The following is a 17,229-nucleotide window of genomic DNA, read 5'->3' as shown; positions in this document are numbered from 1 at the left end:
CATTAACCTAACAGAGCCCGACGCAACTCATTAGCCTGGAACGGTTTGCGCAGGGTACGGTAATGCCGCCCCCCTTCCCGTTCGCTCTGATCGTGAGCATAACCGGTTATCAGCACAATTCGAGCCTCGGGGCGGCGCAGGCTGACACGATCGGCCAGCTCGTAACCGTCGATCTCGCCGGGCATCATGATATCGGACACCAGAGCGTAGAGCTCATCTAGGCTGTCCAGCAGCATCAACGCCTCATCCCCGTCGCTGGCCTCGACCACGCCGAAACCACTATCGACCAGTTGCTCCACGATCACTGCGCGCACATCGGCATTGTCCTCGGCCAACAGGATCAACCGTCCTTCGCCGCTCTTGCCCTCCAGCCTCTCGGGTAGCGGAGTTTCCGCGTCGGGGTCCACCGATCGGGCCGGCAGCAACAGATTGATCTTGGCCCCTTGACCCGGCTTGCTATCGATCCGGATATAGCCTCGGGACTGCTTCACAAATCCGTACACCATACTCAGGCCCAAGCCCGAGCCGGTCCCTTTTTTGGTGGTATAGAAGGGTTCGAAAGCCCGGTTAAGGCTGTCTTGATCGAAACCCTGACCACTATCCGTGACCGAGATCCGCAGATACTCACCCGGCAGGACCGGCTCGTCATAACCGGCGTTGCGCCCCAGATCGCCGGTCGTCACCTTCAGGTTGTTCACCATAAAGCGCAACTGGCCACCCTTGGGCATCGCATCACGGGCATTCAAGGCCAAGTTGAACAGCGCATTTTCCAGCTGGCTCTGGTCAACGAAGGCCACCAGCTCCGGCCCTTCATCGGCCTCGAACCCGATGGCAATATTGCTCGGCAACGACCCCTGCAGCAGGGCCAGGGAGTCGTTGATCAATGCCCCAACATCTATACAGGAGGGGCTCAGCGGCTGGTTTCTCGAGAACGACAGCAACCGGTTGGTGATATCGGCACCGCGCCGACCGGCCCGGATCGCCGGTGTCAGGTAGGTAGCAAGGCCATCAACCTCGGCATAACGGTCGTTGGCACTGACTAGATTGCCGATCACCACCGTCAGTAGGTTGTTGAAGTCGTGCGCCAACCCACCGGCCAACTGTCCCACCGCACTCATCCGTTGCGCTTCGGTCAACTTGCGCTCGGCCTCTTTGGCCGCCGTCATATCGAAACTGAGGGTCAGGATAGCCTGCACCCGGCCGTTCTCATCAAACTCCGGTATCAGCTTGCGACGGGTGATCACCTCACGTCCGTGATGCTCGAAGCTGTATTCGAATTCACATTCCCGACCATCCAGCGTCTGTTCGACGTAGGGCATAAACAGCTCGTACATCGCCGTCGGCATCACTTCCTGGATGGTCTTACCGACCAGGGATTCCTTCGGGCACTCGAACATCTCGGCGTAACGGCGGTTAACGAAGTGGTAGCGAAGATCGCTATCCACCAGCGCCAGTTGGGCCGGTAACTCATCGAGAATGGTCCGTTGCCGCCGCTCGGTTTCGACCAGCGCCTGGGTACGGCTCTGAACCTGATAATCGAGATTATGGATATTGTCGCTCAGGCGCTTAACCATCGAATCAAAGGTTCGCCCCAGCACCCCCAGTTCATCATCGCTGTCGATACCGCTCTGGGCACTCAGGTCACCACCACTGACCTTTCTAGCAGTGTCGGCCAGGCGCCGCAGCGGTGCCGATATCTGCGACACAAACAGCAACGCCACAAACAGTGAGATCACCAGGACCACCGTGGTAATCGTCATGATCCGTTCGGTCAGCACCTCGGAACTACGCTGCAGTTCATCCTCGTAAACCGAAGAGCCGATATACCATTCCAACCCTTCCAGAAACCGCACCAATGATTGTTTCTGATGGACATAGTTGCCCGCATCGTCGGGCTTATCCCACAGGTAGGTCCACTCACGCCCGGTATCGGCCACTTCGATCAACTCCTCGGCGATCGACTCGCCGGTGACCGGGTTCTTATGGCCGATAAAGTTGATCCCATCCAGGTTATCGTTGGGATGGATCAGCATGTTGGCATCGGCATCGAAGATATACATGTAGCCGGTCTTGGCGATCTTGATCTCCTGCAGCGAATGCCGCAGTTCGACCATCGCCAACTGCAGACGCTTTTGAACCTCGGCCTCGATATCGTCCAGGTAAAGGCCCGATCCGATTACAAAGCCCCACTGGGGAAAGTCTTTGACGTAGGAGAGTTTGTCCAACGGCTCGGGTTGATCGAGCCGCTGCCATTGGTACTGCACAAAGGCTTCGCCCTGCTCCCGAGCCTGGGCGACAACGGTGGGAATGATCGGTTCTCCGCTGGCACCCTCCAATCGGGCAGCTTCGGTGCCGTGGAAGCGGACATCGGGATGGGACAGCAGCACGGCTTCGTAACTGGCGATCCAGATATAGTCGTTGTTGCCGTAGGTATAGCTTCGCAGGCCTTCATAGAGCTGACGGCGGGCTTGCGCTTCGGTTAGCTCACCGGCAGCGACTTGCTCAAACAGGTCATCGGCATAGGAACCGGCAAACCCCACCACGGTCTTCAACTGCTGCTTGCGGGATTCCAACGCCTGCTGGCGGTAACCCTCCAGCCCGAAGTGAATTTTCTCCGCCAACTGATAGACGTTGTTAAGCACCGTCCGGCTGGCATTTTGCTCGATACCGTAGACGGTATCTTTAATCAGCGGCACCGAATAGAAATAGATCGCCAGCGCGAACAGCACGATGATAAACACCATCGCCAGAAAAAAACGCTGCACCAAGCGGGAGCCCAAAAGCATATCGTTCCTACTCCAACCCAAGCCCCGAGCGTTGCTAAACAACGACTTAGCCGTGAAACCTAAGCTTTTATTATTAGAATGGTCTGATTCTCATTCTACGGGTTTATGGGCAGTCGAAAAGCCCAGCGTTAACAAAACAGCCCCGCTGTTACATTTGGATAGAATTCAGACCTAATTGGGCAATAGTCATCCTTTCTAATTGATCCTGCAAACGGCCATGTCCTAGGACCGGCCAAGGCAACAACAAGAACAATCACGCCGCCATCGCCAAGGCGCTCGCGGCACAGCCTACAAAGTCAGGAAGGTTGCCCAATGAGTCGAGATATCATCCTCGAGAGTCGCAATCTCGTAAAAGAGTTCAAAGGGTTCACCGCGGTTGATGACGTCAACCTTCAGGTCGAACGCGGCACTATCCACGCTCTGATCGGCCCGAACGGCGCCGGTAAGACCACCGTCTTCAATCTACTCACCAAGTTCCTCACCCCGACCCGGGGTCAGCTGCTGTTCAACGGCCAGGACATCACCAAGAAAAGCTCCGACGCCATCGCCCGCATGGGGATCGTCCGATCGTTTCAGATCTCGGCCGTGTTTGCCCATCTGACCGTGCTGGAGAATGTCCGGGTCGCGCTGCAGCGCAAGCGCAACGATTCGCTTTTCTTCTGGCGCTCGGAGAAGTGCCTGGACGAGCTGAACGACCGCGCTGTCGAACTGCTCGAGTCGGTCGGTTTGGCCCCGTTCGCCAATGCCCGCGCCGTCGACCTGCCCTACGGTCGCAAGCGTTCACTGGAGATCGCCACCACCCTGGCACTGGATCCGGAATTGCTGCTGCTCGATGAGCCGACCCAGGGTATGGGTCACGAGGACGTGGGCGTCGTAGCCGAGCTGATCAAGAAGGTCGGCCAGGACCGCACCATTCTGATGGTTGAGCACAACCTCAACGTGGTTGCCGACCTGTCCGACCGTATCACCGTACTCCAGCGCGGCGCGGTGCTGACCGAAGGCGACTACGCCGAAGTCTCCGCCGATCCTCGCGTCCGTGAAGCCTATATGGGAGTCGAAGCCGACGAGCAACCGACCAAGCTGCACGCCGTCGACAAAACCGACACCGATTCCGACACGATGGAGGCTTCCGCATGACCGCCATGATGAATATTCAGTCCAGCCGCGAAAAACTGCGCGTCGCCGATCTGCACGCCTACTACGGCGAGTCCCACATCCTTCACGGTATCGACCTGACCCTGAATCAGGGCGAGCTGATCACCCTGCTGGGGCGTAATGGCTCCGGCCGCAGCACCACTCTGCGGGCGATCATGAACATGGTTGATCGCCGCACCGGCTCAATCGTGGTCAACGGTGAAGAGACCATCAACATGCCCAGCCACCGCATCGCCCATCTGGGGATGGGGTTCTGCCCGGAAGAGCGCGGCATTTTCGCCAGCCTCAACGTGGAAGAGAACCTGATGCTGCCGCCGGAAGTTCGCTCCGATGGCATGTCGGTGGAAGAGATCTACGACATGTTCCCGAACCTGGCCGAACGTCGAAAGAGCCAGGGCACCCGCCTCTCCGGTGGTGAGCAACAGATGCTGGCGATGGCACGAATTCTACGGACCGGCGCCAACATCCTGCTGCTCGACGAAATCACCGAAGGCCTGGCCCCGGTTATCGTCCAGAAGCTGGCCGAAGTGCTGCTTCAGCTTAAGGAGCGCGGCCTGACCATCATCCTGGTGGAGCAAAACTTCCGCTTCGCCGCCCCGATCGCCGACCGTCACTACCTGATGGAGCACGGCCATATCGTGGAAGAGATCAAGGCTGACGAACTGGAAGCCAAAACCGAACTGCTTAACACCTATCTCGGGGTCTGAGTCCACCGGACTGAGCTCTCGAATAGGGTTGAATCCTCAGGCAGTAAGCCGCCTACGGCGACAATCCACCTGAAAACAACCGCAGTACAAAAATCGTACGACGTCGTACTACAACAAGAAGATGGGAGAAATCCATGAACGTAATGCGTAAAACTCTACTGATCAGTGCCATGGTTGCCGCCGGCACCACCGCCCAGGCCGCCAATGTATCCGATGATGTGGTCAAGATCGGTGTACTGGGCGACATGAGCGGCGTCTACGCCGACATCTCCGGCCAGGGCAGTGTTGAAGCGGTCAAGATGGCAGTCGAAGATTTCGGCGGCACCGTACTGGGTAAGAAAATTGAAGTAGTTCACGCGGACGACCAGAACAAGCCGGACGTCGGCTCTGTTATCGCCCGTAAGTGGGTCGAAGAAGAGAATGTCGACGTTATCAACGGTGCGGTCGCCAGCTCGGTTACCGGTGCGGTGACCAAGTTCATGAGCTCCAAGGAGAAGATCACCCTGATCGCCGCCTCCGCCAGCCACGCTTTCACTACCAAGGCTTGCTCCCCGTTCAACGCTCACTGGACCTACGACGTGGTCTCTCTGGCCAACGGTACCGTGAAGCCGATGGTACAGAGCGGCAAGAAGAAGTGGTTCTTCGTTACCGCTGACTACGCCTTCGGTCACGCGCTGGAAAAAGTCGCCACCGGCGTTATCAGCAACAACGGTGGTGAAGTGGTCGGCGGCGTTCGCGCTCCGCTGGGCACCACCGATTTCTCTTCCTACATCCTGCAGGCACAGTCTTCCGGTGCTGACGTAATCGCACTGGCCAACGCCGGTACCGATATGGTTAACGCGCTGAAGACCGCCGCCGAGTTCGGTGTCACCGACATGGTCGATGTGGCTGGTCTGCTGGTATTCACCCCCAACGCCCAGGCGCTGGATCCGGCCGTTGCCGGCGGCATGAAGCTGACCACCGGTTTCTACTGGGATATGGATGACCAGACCCGCGAGTGGTCCAAGCGCTACATGGCCCGTATGGACGGCAAGATCCCGGCGATGCCGCATGCCGGCGCCTACTCCTCCACCATGCACTACCTGAAGGCGGTCGAAGCTGCCGGTACCGACGAGTCGAAAGCCGTTATGGCCAAGATGAAGGAGATGCCGGTCGAGGACTTCTTCTCTCGCAACGGTTACCTGCGTAAGGACGGCCGCATGGTTCACGACATGCTGCAGGTTCGGATCAAGAACGCCGACGAGCGTCGCGATGGCAACGATATCTTCGCCATCGAACAGATCATCCCGGGCAAAGATGCCTTCCTGAAGCTCGAAGAGGGTGGCTGCAAGTTCGCTCTGGAGAGCTAAGCACCCTCAGTAGTACCGCGGCGTCGGTCTAACCGGCCGGCGCCGCCACCGAATTTCCCACAGTCGTTTGCATAACGGCTGGTAATAACAACAGACGGGACCCGCTGCGCAAGCTCGACAGTTTGCGCCAGCACCCAACCCGTCGGAGACAGCGGCCGAGGATCGGCCTCTGCAATCAGGTCAGGTGAGTTTATGTTTGATATCAACCTGTTCGCCCTGTTCGGCCAGCTGCTGATCGGGCTGATTAACGGCTCCTTCTACGCCCTGCTCGCCTTGGGTCTGGCGATAATCTTCGGACTACTGAAGGTCATCAACTTTTCCCAGGGCGCGCTCTACATGCTGGGTGCCTTCGGCGCCTGGATGGGCCTCAACTATCTCGGCATCAGCTACTGGTGGGCACTGTTCCTGGTCCCGCTGGCCGTCGGCGCCATCGGTATCCTGTGCGAACGTTTCCTGATTCGTCCGATCGCCAACGAAGACCACCTCTACAGCCTGCTGCTGACCTTCGGTGTCGCGCTGGTGCTGCAGGGCCTGTTCACCCACTGGTACGGTTCATCCGGTCTGCCCTACGCCATCCCGGACGAGCTCAAAGGCGGCTTCCGCCTGCCCTTCATGTACCTGCCGACCTACCGCGCCTGGATCATCGTCGTCTCACTGGCGGTCTGCCTGGGTACCTGGTTGCTGATTGAAAAAACCAAGCTGGGCGCCTACCTGCGTGCCGGCACCGAGAACCCGCAACTGATGCAGGCCTTCGGTATCAACGTCCCGCTGATCGTGACCCTGACCTACGGCTTCGGTGTTGCGCTGGCTGGTTTCGCCGGTGTCCTGGCCGCCCCGGTCTACTCGGTGTCCCCGGAGATGGGCTCCAATATCCTGATCGTCGTGTTCGCCATCGTGGTCATCGGCGGCATGGGCTCCATCGGCGGCGCTATCGCCACCGGTCTGGGCATGGGTGTGGTCGAAGGCCTGACCAAGTACTTCTACCCGGAAGCCTCCAACACGGTGATCTTCCTGGTCATGGTACTGGTGCTGTTGACCAAGCCGGCCGGACTGTTCGGCAAAGAGGCCTGATCAATCAGGGCCGAAATCTGCGAGAGACAGGCTGGGTAGCAACCTCAACCCCGTTGAAAGCCCGCCCAGCCATTATCCGAACCGACTCTGATTATCCAGTCGTCACGATATTGAACAATTGGTGGTATCGAAAATGAACAATAAAAAACTCAATCTGATTCTGCTGGGACTGGCGTTGGTTGCGCCGCTGGTCCTCTACCCGGTCTTTCTGATGAAAGTCCTCTGTTTCGCCCTGTTTGCCTGTGCATTCAACCTGCTGCTGGGCTTCTCCGGGCTGCTCTCCTTCGGCCACGCCGTGTTCTTGGGAAGCGGCTCCTACATCACCGGTTACCTGATGCTGTCCGTCGAGGGCCTGACCCCGGAAGTCGCCATCCTGGCCGGTGTCGCGGTCTCCGCCGCCATCGGTTTTGTCTACGGCAAGCTGGCGGTTAAGCGTGAAGGGATCTACTTCGCCATGGTCACCCTGGCGCTGGCCCAGCTGGCCTTCTTCTTCTACCTGCAGGCCCCCTTCACCGGCGGTGAGGACGGTATCCAGGGGATTCCCCGCGGCAAGCTGTTCGGTGTGATCGACCTGTCCGACAACCTGGTGATGTACTACTTCGTGCTGGCAGTCTTTATCGGTGGCTTTGCGCTGATCTACCGCACCATCCACAGCCCGTTCGGCCAGGTGATGAAGGCGATCCGTGAGAACGAGCCCCGTGCCATCTCGCTGGGTTACAAGGTCAATCAGTACAAACTGCTCTGCTTCGTGATCTCCGCCACCCTGGCTGGTCTGGCCGGCTCCACCAAAGCGCTGGTGTTCCAACTGGCCTCGCTGACCGACGTCCACTGGTTCATGTCCGGTGAGGTGGTACTGATGACCCTGCTGGGCGGTATGGGCACCATCTGGGGGCCGGTACTGGGCGCAGGCACCATCGTTACCCTGCAGAACGCCCTGGCCGCGGGACCGCTGGGCAACTACATCCACGTGATCATGGGTGTGGTGTTCGTGATCTGCGTACTGGCCTTCCGTAACGGTCTGGTCGGCGAACTGCAGAAGCTGGTCAAGCGTAACTTCTAATCCACGTTAGAAAACGGCTAAACGAGGTCAGTATGATTAACCCGAAACCTACCGCCCTGGACCTGCCGGTTCCAACCCTGGAACAGCTGCCCGATACCACCGCACGCTATCTGGGGATATGTCAGGAAAAGCTCGGAATGGTGCCGAACGTACTGGCCGCCTACAGCCATAACCTGCCGCAGTTCGATGCCTTCGCCCAACTCTACAACTGCCTGATGTTGGGCGAGTCCGGCCTGAGTGCGCTGGAACGGGAGATGATCGCCGTGGTCGTCTCCTCCGCCAACCACTGCTACTACTGCCTGACTGCCCATGGTGCGGCGGTTCGACAGTACAGCGAAGACCCGATTCTGGGCGAGCAGCTGGTGATGAACTACCGCGCCGCCGACCTGAGCCCCCGTCATCGGGCGATGCTCGATTTTGCCGATCGGCTGACCCGTCATCCGGATCAAACCACCGAAGCCGACCGCCAGGCGCTGCGCGATGCCGGTTTCAGCGATACCGAGATCTGGGATATCGCCTCCCTCACCGGTTTTTACAACATGACCAATCGGTTGGCCGGCGCCACCGAAATGGTCCCCAACCCCGAGTATCACAGCCAGTACCGCGACCTGCCAGCGGCTCCTCGAGCCGAGGCCCGGCAGTCCCAAATAACAAAATAACCATAATATTTCGGAGGTCCTGCGAATGAACGCGCCTACTTCCCCTTCTGCTCCTAACCCTAGCTCTGTAAAAGCAGCCGCTGCCAGTTACACTAGCGCCACCAGCAGCACCCCGCTGATCGGTGAAACCATCGGCGATCTGTTCGACCGGATCGCCAGCGAGTACGCCACCAACGACGCCCTGGTGTCGATGCATCAGGGCATTCGCTGGAGCTACCGTGAACTGCAGCAACAGGTCGAGCGCTGCGCCCGTGCGCTGATGGCGATCGGCGTCGAAAAAGGTGATCGTGTCGGTATCTGGTCACCCAACAACGCCCAATGGTGTGTAACCCAGTTCGCCACCGCCAAGATCGGCGCCGTGCTGGTGAACATCAACCCGGCCTATCGCCTGCACGAGCTGGAATACGCCCTGAACCAGTCCGAATGCCGTTTTCTGATCGCCGCCGATCAGTTCAAAAGCTCCGACTACACCGCCATGCTGAACAAGCTGGTACCGGAACTGGCCCAGTCTGCACCCGGCAAGCTGATCACCCCGGCGCTGCCGCACCTGAACGGCGTGATTACCCTGTCCGACACCCCGGCCGCCGGCTTCATGAGCTGGCAGCAGATGCTGGATCAGGCTGATAACAGCTCCGTTGATGCATTGCAGGAGCGCCAGAGCGAACTGCAGTTCGACGACCCGATCAATATCCAGTACACCTCCGGCACCACCGGTTTCCCGAAAGGCGCCACCCTGAGCCATCACAACATCCTCAATAACGGTTTCTTCGTTACCGAGAGCCAGCGTTTCACCGACCAGGACCGCCTGGTGATTCCGGTGCCGCTGTACCACTGCTTTGGCATGGTGATGGGTAACCTGGGGTGCGTCAGCCACGGCGCCACCATGATCTACCCGAGCGAAGCGTTCGAGCCCGATTCAGTGCTCAAGGCCGTCGCCGAAGAGCGCGCCACTGCACTCTATGGTGTACCGACGATGTTTATCGCGGTGCTGGAGCACCCGACATTTGCCGATTACAACCTCGACTCACTGCGTACCGGCGTCATGGCCGGCGCCACCTGCCCGGTGGAGGTGATGAAGCAGGTGATCGAGCAGCTGCACATGAAAGAGGTGCAGATCGCTTACGGCATGACCGAAACCAGCCCGGTCAGCACCCAAACCGGCGCCGAGGATCCGATCGACAAGCGCGTCAGCACCGTTGGCCGAACTCAACCGCACCTGGAATCCAAGATCATCGACTCTCTGGGCAAGATCGTCCCCCGTGGCGAGATTGGCGAGCTCTGCACCCGTGGCTACAGCGTCATGCTGGGTTACTGGAACAACGAGGAAGCGACCTTGAATGCGATCGACAGTGCCGGCTGGATGCATACCGGCGACCTGGCGACCATGGACGACGAGGGTTACATCAGCATCATCGGCCGCAGCAAGGACATGGTTATTCGCGGCGGGGAAAACATCTATCCCCGTGAGATCGAGGAGTTCCTCTACACCCACCCGGCGATCTCCGATGCCCAGGTTACCGGCGTACCGGACAAGAAGTTCGGTGAAGAGCTGGTGGCCTGGATCATTCTCAAACCCGAGGCGGATCTGACCGAGCAGGAGCTGCGTGACTACTGCAAGGACAAGATCTCCCATTTCAAGGTGCCGCGTTACATCAAGTTCACCGACGCCTTCCCGATGACCGTGACCGGCAAGATCCAGAAGTTCAAGATGCGCGAAATCACCATCGACGAGCTGGGGCTGGATAGCTGATCGACTCGATTCATTCTCGAATTACAAAATTAAAACAATAGGTAAGGTTATGACTGAGCAAACTTATCAGGACTATATCGCCAAATTTACCCCGCAGATGATCGAGTCGCAGTTCAGCGGCCAGCTGAGCGAAGCACCGGGCATCAACGTCTGCGTCGAGAGCTGCGATCGCCACGTCCAACAGAACCCGGACAAAGCCGCGCTGCGCTACCAGCGCATCGACGGCAGCAAGGGCGAGCTCAGCTTCGCCGAACTGCAACGCCGCTCGGCCCAGTTCGCCAACATGCTCAAGAGTCAGGGTATCGGCAAAGGCGACCGGGTTGCCTGCCTGCTGCCCCGGACCCCGGAGCTGCTGATCGCGGTACTGGGAACCTTGCGTGCCGGTGGTGTTTATCAGCCGCTGTTCACCGCTTTCGGTTCCGGTGCGATCGAATACCGACTCAACTGTGCCGGCTCCAAGCTGATCATCACCAACCCCGAGCAGTGGCCCAAGCTGGCCGATGTTAAAAACCTGCCCAAAACCATGCTGGTGGCCGACAGCAGCGAAGCCTGCGCCTCTGAATCCGACCTGCTGTGGCAGCAGGCCGTCGACAGCCAGGACGATCAGTTCGAACCGGTCCTGATCGGTCAGGACGAGCCGTTCCTGCAGATGTTCACCTCCGGCACCACCGGCAAATCCAAGGGCGTTGTGGTTCCAGCCAAGGCACTGGTCTCGTTCTGGACCTATATGGAGCTGGCGATCGGCCTGCGTGATGAAGACAACTACTGGAACGTGGCCGATCCGGGTTGGGCCTACGGTCTCTACTATGCCGTTGTCGGCCCGCTGCTGCTGGGTTGTACCACCCACTTCAACGAGCATGGTTTCACCGCCGACAACACCTACGCCTTCATGCAGGAGTTCGAGATCACCAACCTGGCCGCGGCACCCACCGCCTACCGCCTGTTGATGGCCAATGAAGCCCAGCGCGCCGACTACAACATCAACCTGCGCGTCGCCAGCAGCGCCGGCGAACCACTGAACCCGGAAGTCGCCAACTGGATGGATCGTGTGTTCAGCTGCCCGGTTCGTGACCACTACGGTCAGACCGAAACCGGCATGACCGCATGTAACTACCACGCCCTGGATCACGAAGAGCATGTCGCCTGCATGGGCTTCCCGATGCCCGGCTACCGCCTGGTAGCACTGGATGACGAGTTCAACGAGGTCGAACCGGGACAGACCGGTCAGCTGGCGGTCGACGTCAGTCAGTCGCCGCAGTTCTTCTTTATGGGTTACAGCTTCTCCGACAAGAAGCCGTACCACGGTAACTACTACCTGACCGGCGATATGGTGATCCGCAACGCCGACGGTTCCCATTCCTACACCGGTCGTGACGATGACATCATCACCTCCGCCGGTTATCGGATCGGTCCGGCCGACGTCGAAAGCACCCTGCTGGAACATCCGGCGGTTATCGAAAGCGCCGTGGTCGCCAAGCCCTGCGAAAAGCGTGGCTCGATCGTCAAGGCCTACGCGGTGATCCGGGAACAGGATGAGCCCAATGACGCGCTGGTGGAAGAGCTGCAGCAGTACGTTCGTAACCGTCTGTCGACCCACTCTTTCCCGCGCGAGATCGAGTTCGTCACCGAATTGCCGAAAACGCCCAGCGGCAAGCTGCAACGCTTCCTGCTGCGTCAGCGGGCCGTGGATGAGCTGGATGGTCAAGGCGCGGCCTGAGTGCCGCAATAGATTCCTATCGTAGGCCTTCCCTGTCAGCCTTGAGGAGCGGCTGGCAGGGCTTTTTTTGCAGCGCGATCGAGGGGTTCATAACGCTCGGCCTAACGATGGGCCACAACGGAGCAGACGGTGTTTAGCTGTGCCGGCACTTATCCGGGTAGCAGACCTGATTTCGTCCCTGGGATTTGGCCCGGTAGAGCTCAGTATCCATCGCCAACATCAATTCGCTCGGCTCGGACCCGCTGTCTGGATAGGTCGCGATACCGAAGCTCGCCGTTAACCACAGGCACTGCTGCTCGTAGCACATCTCGTACGTTTCCAACGCATGTCGAAGCTGTTCACAGAGTTCGATCATCGCCTGCAGCTCGGTCTGCGGGCTCAACAGCAAAAACTCCTCACCGCCCCAGCGAAATAGAAAGTCCGACCGACGGACCCGCTCTTCCAACACCCGGGCCACCGTTTTCAGTACGTAGTCGCCGCCCACGTGGCCGAGTTGATCGTTAACGGATTTGAAAAAGTCCAGATCGATCAGGGCCATGCCCAGTGGCTGATGGTGACGTTCTGCCAGATGCAGCTGGCTATCGAACACGCGACGACTCTCGCGACGATTCCGCAACCCCGTCAGCTCATCGTAAGCGGCCAGCTCCTGCAGGCGCTGCTCCAGCAACTTCTGACGGGTCACATCGGTGACTATTCCGGTAGCACGCACCGGTTTGAGTTCCTCATCGTATTCGGAGACACAGCCGGTATCGTGGACCCAAAGATAATGGCCGTTACGGTTACGCAGACGATAGGTCGCCGCGTAGCGCTCCCGCTGCCCGTTCAGGTGTTCGCCCATGATCCTCAGCACCCGTTGTTGGTCGCTGGGGTGAATATTATCTTTCCAGGTTTCGACCACCGGCGGCATCTCGTCGGGGCCATAGCCCAGCATGCGTTTGAGCGACGGGCTGAAATAGACCGCGCCGGCCTCGATCTCCCAATCCCAGAGACCATCGCTGCTGGCATCGATCGCGGTCAGAATCTGCGCTTCACGCCCCTTGTCCTTGGACTCGTAAGCTCGTCGGCTGCTGATATCCCGGGCAACGGACAGGAACAGTTCTTTGTCCTGATGGACAAAGACGGTGGTGTTCACTTCTACCGGAAATTCAGAACCATCCTTGCGGCAGTGATGGCCATTGAAGGTATAGCGTTTCTCGGCACGGATCACGTCGGCGATCGCCTGCCACTGACCATTTTCGGTCACGTGTTTCTGCAGGCTAAGCACCGAATGATTCAGCACCTCATGCCTTTGCATCAGCAGATCTTCATGACCGGCTCGGTTGACCCAGATAATATTCGAACTGGCCGGGTCGATCAGATAGACGGCATCCGCCATCTGATCGTGGATAAACGAAAAGTCATCAGCATCATCAAACATCGAATCCCTGCTTCCTGCTGCCCGGCCCTTGCGGTCCCACAGCAGGCGTTTCAATAGCTCTGGCTTTATCCATTCGACTCCGACTGCGGGAGATCGAATCCGGTTTATCCGGTCCCAACCGAGACCACCTAGAGAGCGGGCTCTTAGGGTAGCAGCGGCGGCGAAACCCTAACAATCTGCCTTTTGTCGTAACGATTCAACCCACCAGCGCATGCTGTTTCAATTTCTGCAGCTCGTCACGGTAGTAGGCGGCCTGTTCGAACTCCAGATTCTTGGAAGCCTCGTACATCTGATCTTCCAGCTTGGTGATCGCCCGGCTGAGCTCCTTCGGCGACATCGCCTGCGGATCGGTGCTGTAATCGGCTTTGGGCTCGGCCACCTTGCGGCTGCTCTTGGCCGCCTTCTTGCCGGGTACCCGGGCGCCTTCCATGATGTCGGCGATCGACTTGCTGACGCTCTTGGGGACGATTCCGTTGGCTTCATTGAAGGCCAACTGCTTGGCCCGTCGGCGTTCGGTCTCATCGATCGCCCGTTGCATCGAGCCGGTGACCCGGTCGGCGTACAGGATCGCCTTACCGTTCAGATTCCGTGCCGCCCGACCGATGGTCTGGATCAGCGAACGGTCCGAGCGCAGAAAGCCCTCTTTGTCGGCATCCAGAATCGCCACCAGCGACACCTCGGGCATATCCAGCCCTTCTCGCAACAGGTTGATACCGATCAGCACATCAAACTCGCCGATCCGCAGATCCCGGATAATCTCGACCCGCTCCACCGTGTCGATATCCGAGTGCAGGTAGCGCACCCGAACGCCGTGCTCATCGAGATACTCGGTCAGATCTTCGGCCATCCGCTTGGTCAGCGTGGTGACCAGAATCCGCTCGCCCCGCTCGGTGCGTTGGTTAATCTGACTGAGCAGGTCATCAACCTGAGTGGTGGCCGGGCGCACCTCGATCTCCGGATCCACCAAGCCGGTCGGGCGTACCACCTGCTCGACCACCTGACCGGCATGTTCCCCTTCGTACTTACCCGGCGTGGCCGAGACATACACCGCCTGGGGCGCCAATTGCTCCCACTCTTCGAACCGTAGCGGTCGGTTGTCCAGCGCCGACGGCAACCGGAAGCCGTACTCCACCAGCGTCTCCTTACGGGAGCGGTCGCCCTTGTACATCGCCCCCAGCTGCGGAATGGTGACGTGGGATTCATCGATCACCAGCAAGGCCCCTTCGGGTAGGTATTCGAACAACGTGGGCGGTGGCTGTCCGGCTTCGCGGCCGGACAGGTAGCGGGAGTAGTTTTCGATCCCGGTGCAATATCCCAGCTCCAGAATCATCTCGATATCAAACTGGGTCCGCTGCTCCAGGCGCTGGGCCTCCAGCAGCTTGTTGTTCTCGCGCAGCCGCTCCAGCCGCTCCTTGAGCTCAACCTTGATCTTCTCGACCGCCTCCAGCAGCACTTCACGCGGGGTGACATAGTGTGACTTGGGATAGACGGTCACCCGGGGCACCTTGCGCAGCGTCTCGCCGGTCAGCGGATCGAAGTAACTGAGCTGTTCGATTTCATCGTCGAACAGTTCGACCCGAATCGCATCGCGCTCGGACTCGGCCGGGAAGATATCGATCACGTCACCGCGGGCCCGGTAGGTGGCGCGATGCAGCTCAACGTCGTTGCGGGTGTACTGCAATTCGGCCAGGCGTCGCAGAATCGTGCGTTGATCAACCCGATCGCCCCGATCCAGGTGCATCATCATCTTCAGGTAGGACTTCGGATCGCCCAGGCCGTAGATCGACGAGACCGTGGCGACGATGATCGCATCGGGGCGTTCCAGCAACGCCTTGGTGGCCGACAGCCGCATCTGCTCGATATGCTCGTTAACCGACGAGTCCTTCTCGATATAGGTGTCCGAGGCCGGCACATAGGCTTCAGGCTGGTAGTAGTCGTAGTAGGAAACGAAATACTCCACCGCATTCTTGGGAAAGAACTCGCGAAACTCACCGTACAGCTGGGCTGCCAGGGTCTTGTTCGGTGCCAGCACGATCGTCGGCCGCTGTTGTTGCGCTACCAGGTTGGCGATGGTGAAGGTCTTGCCGGAGCCGGTCACACCCAACAGGGTTTGGGCGGCCAGACCGGCATTGATACCGTCAGAAAGCTGGGCGATGGCGACCGGCTGATCGCCGGCGGGGTCAAAGCGCGAATTGACCTCAAATAAACTGGGCATACGGTTTCCTGAGCCGGGGTGAATCTGTACAATTATACGGCTTTTTTTCGGCGCTCCGGAATGGTTGAGTTTTCGGAGCACAATGTCGAGAAAACCGACATTTATGATCAGCTCATTTGAGAGGACACCAACTTGGACCTGCAACTTTCCGATCGGGTTAACAACATCAAGCCTTCACCCACGCTGGCGGTCACCAACCGTGCCGCTGAACTGCGCGCAGCCGGTAAAGACATTATTGGCTTGGGCGCGGGCGAGCCCGATTTCGACACCCCGGATCACATTAAAAACGCAGCTATTGAAGCCCTCAACGAAGGCTTCACCAAGTACACCGCCGTTGACGGCACCCCGGCGCTCAAGCATGCCATTATCAACAAGCTGAAGAATGACAACGGCCTGGAGTACCAGCCGACCCAGATTCTGGTTTCCTGCGGTGGTAAGCAGAGCTTCTTCAACCTGTCTCTGGCGCTGATCAACCCAGGCGACGAAGTGATTATTCCGGCTCCTTACTGGGTTTCCTACCCGGATATGGTCGCCGTTTCCGACGGTGTTCCGGTTATCGTTCGTACCTCCCAGGAGCAGCGTTTCAAGCTGACTCCGGAGCAGCTGGAGATGGCGATCACGCCGAAGACCAAGCTAGTGGTACTGAACAGCCCGTCCAACCCCACCGGTGTGGCCTACTCCCGTACCGAGCTGGAAGCGCTGGGTGAAGTGCTGAAGAAGCACCCCAACGTTCTGGTTGCCACCGATGACATGTACGAGCACATCCTGTGGAGCGACGAGCCGTTCTGCAACATCCTGATGGCCTGCCCGGAACTGTACGACCGCACCATCGTGCTGAACGGTGTTTCCAAAGCCTACTCGATGACCGGCTGGCGGATCGGCTACGCGGCTGGACCGGAAACCCTGATCAAGGCGATGAAGAAGGTTCAGTCCCAGTCCACCTCCAACCCGACCTCGATCTCTCAGGTTGCGGCCCAGACTGCCCTGGAAGGCTCACAGGATTGCGTCAAAGAGATGCTGGTTGCCTTCAAGCAGCGCCACGACTTCGTCGTTGATGCGCTGAACGAAATCGACGGGGTCGACTGCATCCCGGCCGACGGCACCTTCTATGCGTTCCCGAGCTTCCAGCAGGTGATCGATTCCCGTCCGGAGTTCGAAGACGACATCGCCCTGGCCGAGTTCCTGTTGAACGAAGCCGGCGTTGCCCTGGTACCGGGCTCGGCCTTCGGCTCTCCCGGCCAGATGCGTCTGTCCTTCGCTACCAGCATGAAAGTACTGGAAGAAGCGATCAGCCGGATCAAGAACGCCCTGCAGGGCTAATCGGATCCAGCCACAGAAAACCG

General features: G+C 58.9%; 12 protein-coding genes. 9 read left to right on the top strand and 3 right to left on the bottom strand.

The features are described 5' to 3' along the window. Positions 1–2: 2 nt before the first annotated feature. Complete coding sequence (locus DV711_RS01755) at positions 3–2,786, bottom strand: cache domain-containing protein (RefSeq protein WP_114693927.1); 2,784 nt, start codon at positions 2,784–2,786, stop codon at positions 3–5. 312 nt (positions 2,787–3,098) lie between these two features. Here DV711_RS01755 and DV711_RS01750 point away from each other — a divergent pair, with 312 nt between their 5' ends. The 8 genes from DV711_RS01750 (at position 3,099) to DV711_RS01715 (ending at position 12,254) form a co-directional block, all read left to right on the top strand. After that, positions 3,099–3,923 carry an ABC transporter ATP-binding protein gene (locus DV711_RS01750; RefSeq protein ID WP_114693926.1) on the top strand — a complete coding sequence of 275 codons (825 nt, stop codon included), beginning with the start codon at positions 3,099–3,101 and terminating at the stop codon, positions 3,921–3,923. After that, positions 3,920–4,648, top strand: coding sequence for an ABC transporter ATP-binding protein (locus tag DV711_RS01745; RefSeq protein WP_114693925.1), 729 nt, complete (start codon positions 3,920–3,922; stop codon positions 4,646–4,648). Before DV711_RS01750 ends, DV711_RS01745 begins: the two co-directional genes overlap by 4 nt. 134 nt (positions 4,649–4,782) lie before the next feature. After that, positions 4,783–5,997, top strand: a complete 1,215-nt coding sequence (locus tag DV711_RS01740; protein ID WP_114693924.1) for an ABC transporter substrate-binding protein — start codon at positions 4,783–4,785, stop codon at positions 5,995–5,997. A 192-nt stretch (positions 5,998–6,189) separates the two neighbouring features. Continuing rightward, positions 6,190–7,068, top strand: coding sequence for a branched-chain amino acid ABC transporter permease (locus DV711_RS01735; protein ID WP_114693923.1), 879 nt, complete (start codon positions 6,190–6,192; stop codon positions 7,066–7,068). Positions 7,069–7,201: 133 nt separating this feature from the next. Further along, on the top strand, positions 7,202–8,128 hold the full coding sequence (locus DV711_RS01730) for a branched-chain amino acid ABC transporter permease (protein ID WP_114693922.1): 927 nt from the start codon (positions 7,202–7,204) through the stop codon (positions 8,126–8,128). A gap of 32 nt (positions 8,129–8,160) precedes the next feature. Further along, a complete protein-coding gene (locus DV711_RS01725) occupies positions 8,161–8,787 on the top strand; it encodes a peroxidase-related enzyme (protein ID WP_114693921.1) in 627 nt (208 codons plus the stop codon). A gap of 25 nt (positions 8,788–8,812) precedes the next feature. Then, on the top strand, positions 8,813–10,537 hold the full coding sequence (locus tag DV711_RS01720; RefSeq protein ID WP_114693920.1) for an AMP-binding protein: 1,725 nt from the start codon (positions 8,813–8,815) through the stop codon (positions 10,535–10,537). Positions 10,538–10,586: 49 nt separating this feature from the next. Then, positions 10,587–12,254, top strand: a complete 1,668-nt coding sequence (locus tag DV711_RS01715) for an AMP-binding protein (protein ID WP_114693919.1) — start codon at positions 10,587–10,589, stop codon at positions 12,252–12,254. A 133-nt stretch (positions 12,255–12,387) separates the two neighbouring features. Here DV711_RS01715 and DV711_RS01710 read toward each other — a convergent pair whose 3' ends face one another. Together DV711_RS01710 and uvrB are read right to left on the bottom strand one after the other, a co-directional pair. Further along, entirely contained in the window at positions 12,388–13,671 is a 1,284-nt protein-coding gene (locus DV711_RS01710; protein ID WP_114693918.1) for a sensor domain-containing diguanylate cyclase, read from the bottom strand. Positions 13,672–13,867: 196 nt separating this feature from the next. Next, entirely contained in the window at positions 13,868–15,886 is a 2,019-nt protein-coding gene (gene uvrB / locus DV711_RS01705) for an excinuclease ABC subunit UvrB (RefSeq protein WP_114693917.1), read from the bottom strand. 132 nt (positions 15,887–16,018) lie between these two features. Here uvrB and DV711_RS01700 point away from each other — a divergent pair, with 132 nt between their 5' ends. Further along, positions 16,019–17,206 carry a pyridoxal phosphate-dependent aminotransferase gene (locus DV711_RS01700; protein ID WP_114693916.1) on the top strand — a complete coding sequence of 396 codons (1,188 nt, stop codon included), beginning with the start codon at positions 16,019–16,021 and terminating at the stop codon, positions 17,204–17,206. The last annotated feature ends 23 nt before the right edge of the window (positions 17,207–17,229 follow it).

The organism is Motiliproteus coralliicola, from assembly GCF_003345655.1.
Classification (GTDB): Bacteria; Pseudomonadota; Gammaproteobacteria; order Pseudomonadales; family Balneatricaceae; genus Motiliproteus; species Motiliproteus coralliicola.
Note: the sequence above shows the minus strand (reverse complement) of the source record. Positions and strands in the feature narration are given on the sequence as shown.

Bases quoted from the DNA above. Each gene is read 5' to 3' on its own strand.
- DV711_RS01755 (WP_114693927.1), bottom strand. From the start codon at position 2,786: ATGCTTTTGGGCTCCCGCTTGGTGCAGCGTTTTTTTCTGGCGATGGTG.
- DV711_RS01750 (WP_114693926.1), top strand. From the start codon at position 3,099: ATGAGTCGAGATATCATCCTCGAGAGTCGCAATCTCGTAAAAGAGTTC.
- DV711_RS01745 (WP_114693925.1), top strand. From the start codon at position 3,920: ATGACCGCCATGATGAATATTCAGTCCAGCCGCGAAAAACTGCGCGTC.
- DV711_RS01740 (WP_114693924.1), top strand. From the start codon at position 4,783: ATGAACGTAATGCGTAAAACTCTACTGATCAGTGCCATGGTTGCCGCC.
- DV711_RS01735 (WP_114693923.1), top strand. From the start codon at position 6,190: ATGTTTGATATCAACCTGTTCGCCCTGTTCGGCCAGCTGCTGATCGGG.
- DV711_RS01730 (WP_114693922.1), top strand. From the start codon at position 7,202: ATGAACAATAAAAAACTCAATCTGATTCTGCTGGGACTGGCGTTGGTT.
- DV711_RS01725 (WP_114693921.1), top strand. From the start codon at position 8,161: ATGATTAACCCGAAACCTACCGCCCTGGACCTGCCGGTTCCAACCCTG.
- DV711_RS01720 (WP_114693920.1), top strand. From the start codon at position 8,813: ATGAACGCGCCTACTTCCCCTTCTGCTCCTAACCCTAGCTCTGTAAAA.
- DV711_RS01715 (WP_114693919.1), top strand. From the start codon at position 10,587: ATGACTGAGCAAACTTATCAGGACTATATCGCCAAATTTACCCCGCAG.
- DV711_RS01710 (WP_114693918.1), bottom strand. From the start codon at position 13,671: ATGTTTGATGATGCTGATGACTTTTCGTTTATCCACGATCAGATGGCG.
- uvrB (WP_114693917.1), bottom strand. From the start codon at position 15,886: ATGCCCAGTTTATTTGAGGTCAATTCGCGCTTTGACCCCGCCGGCGAT.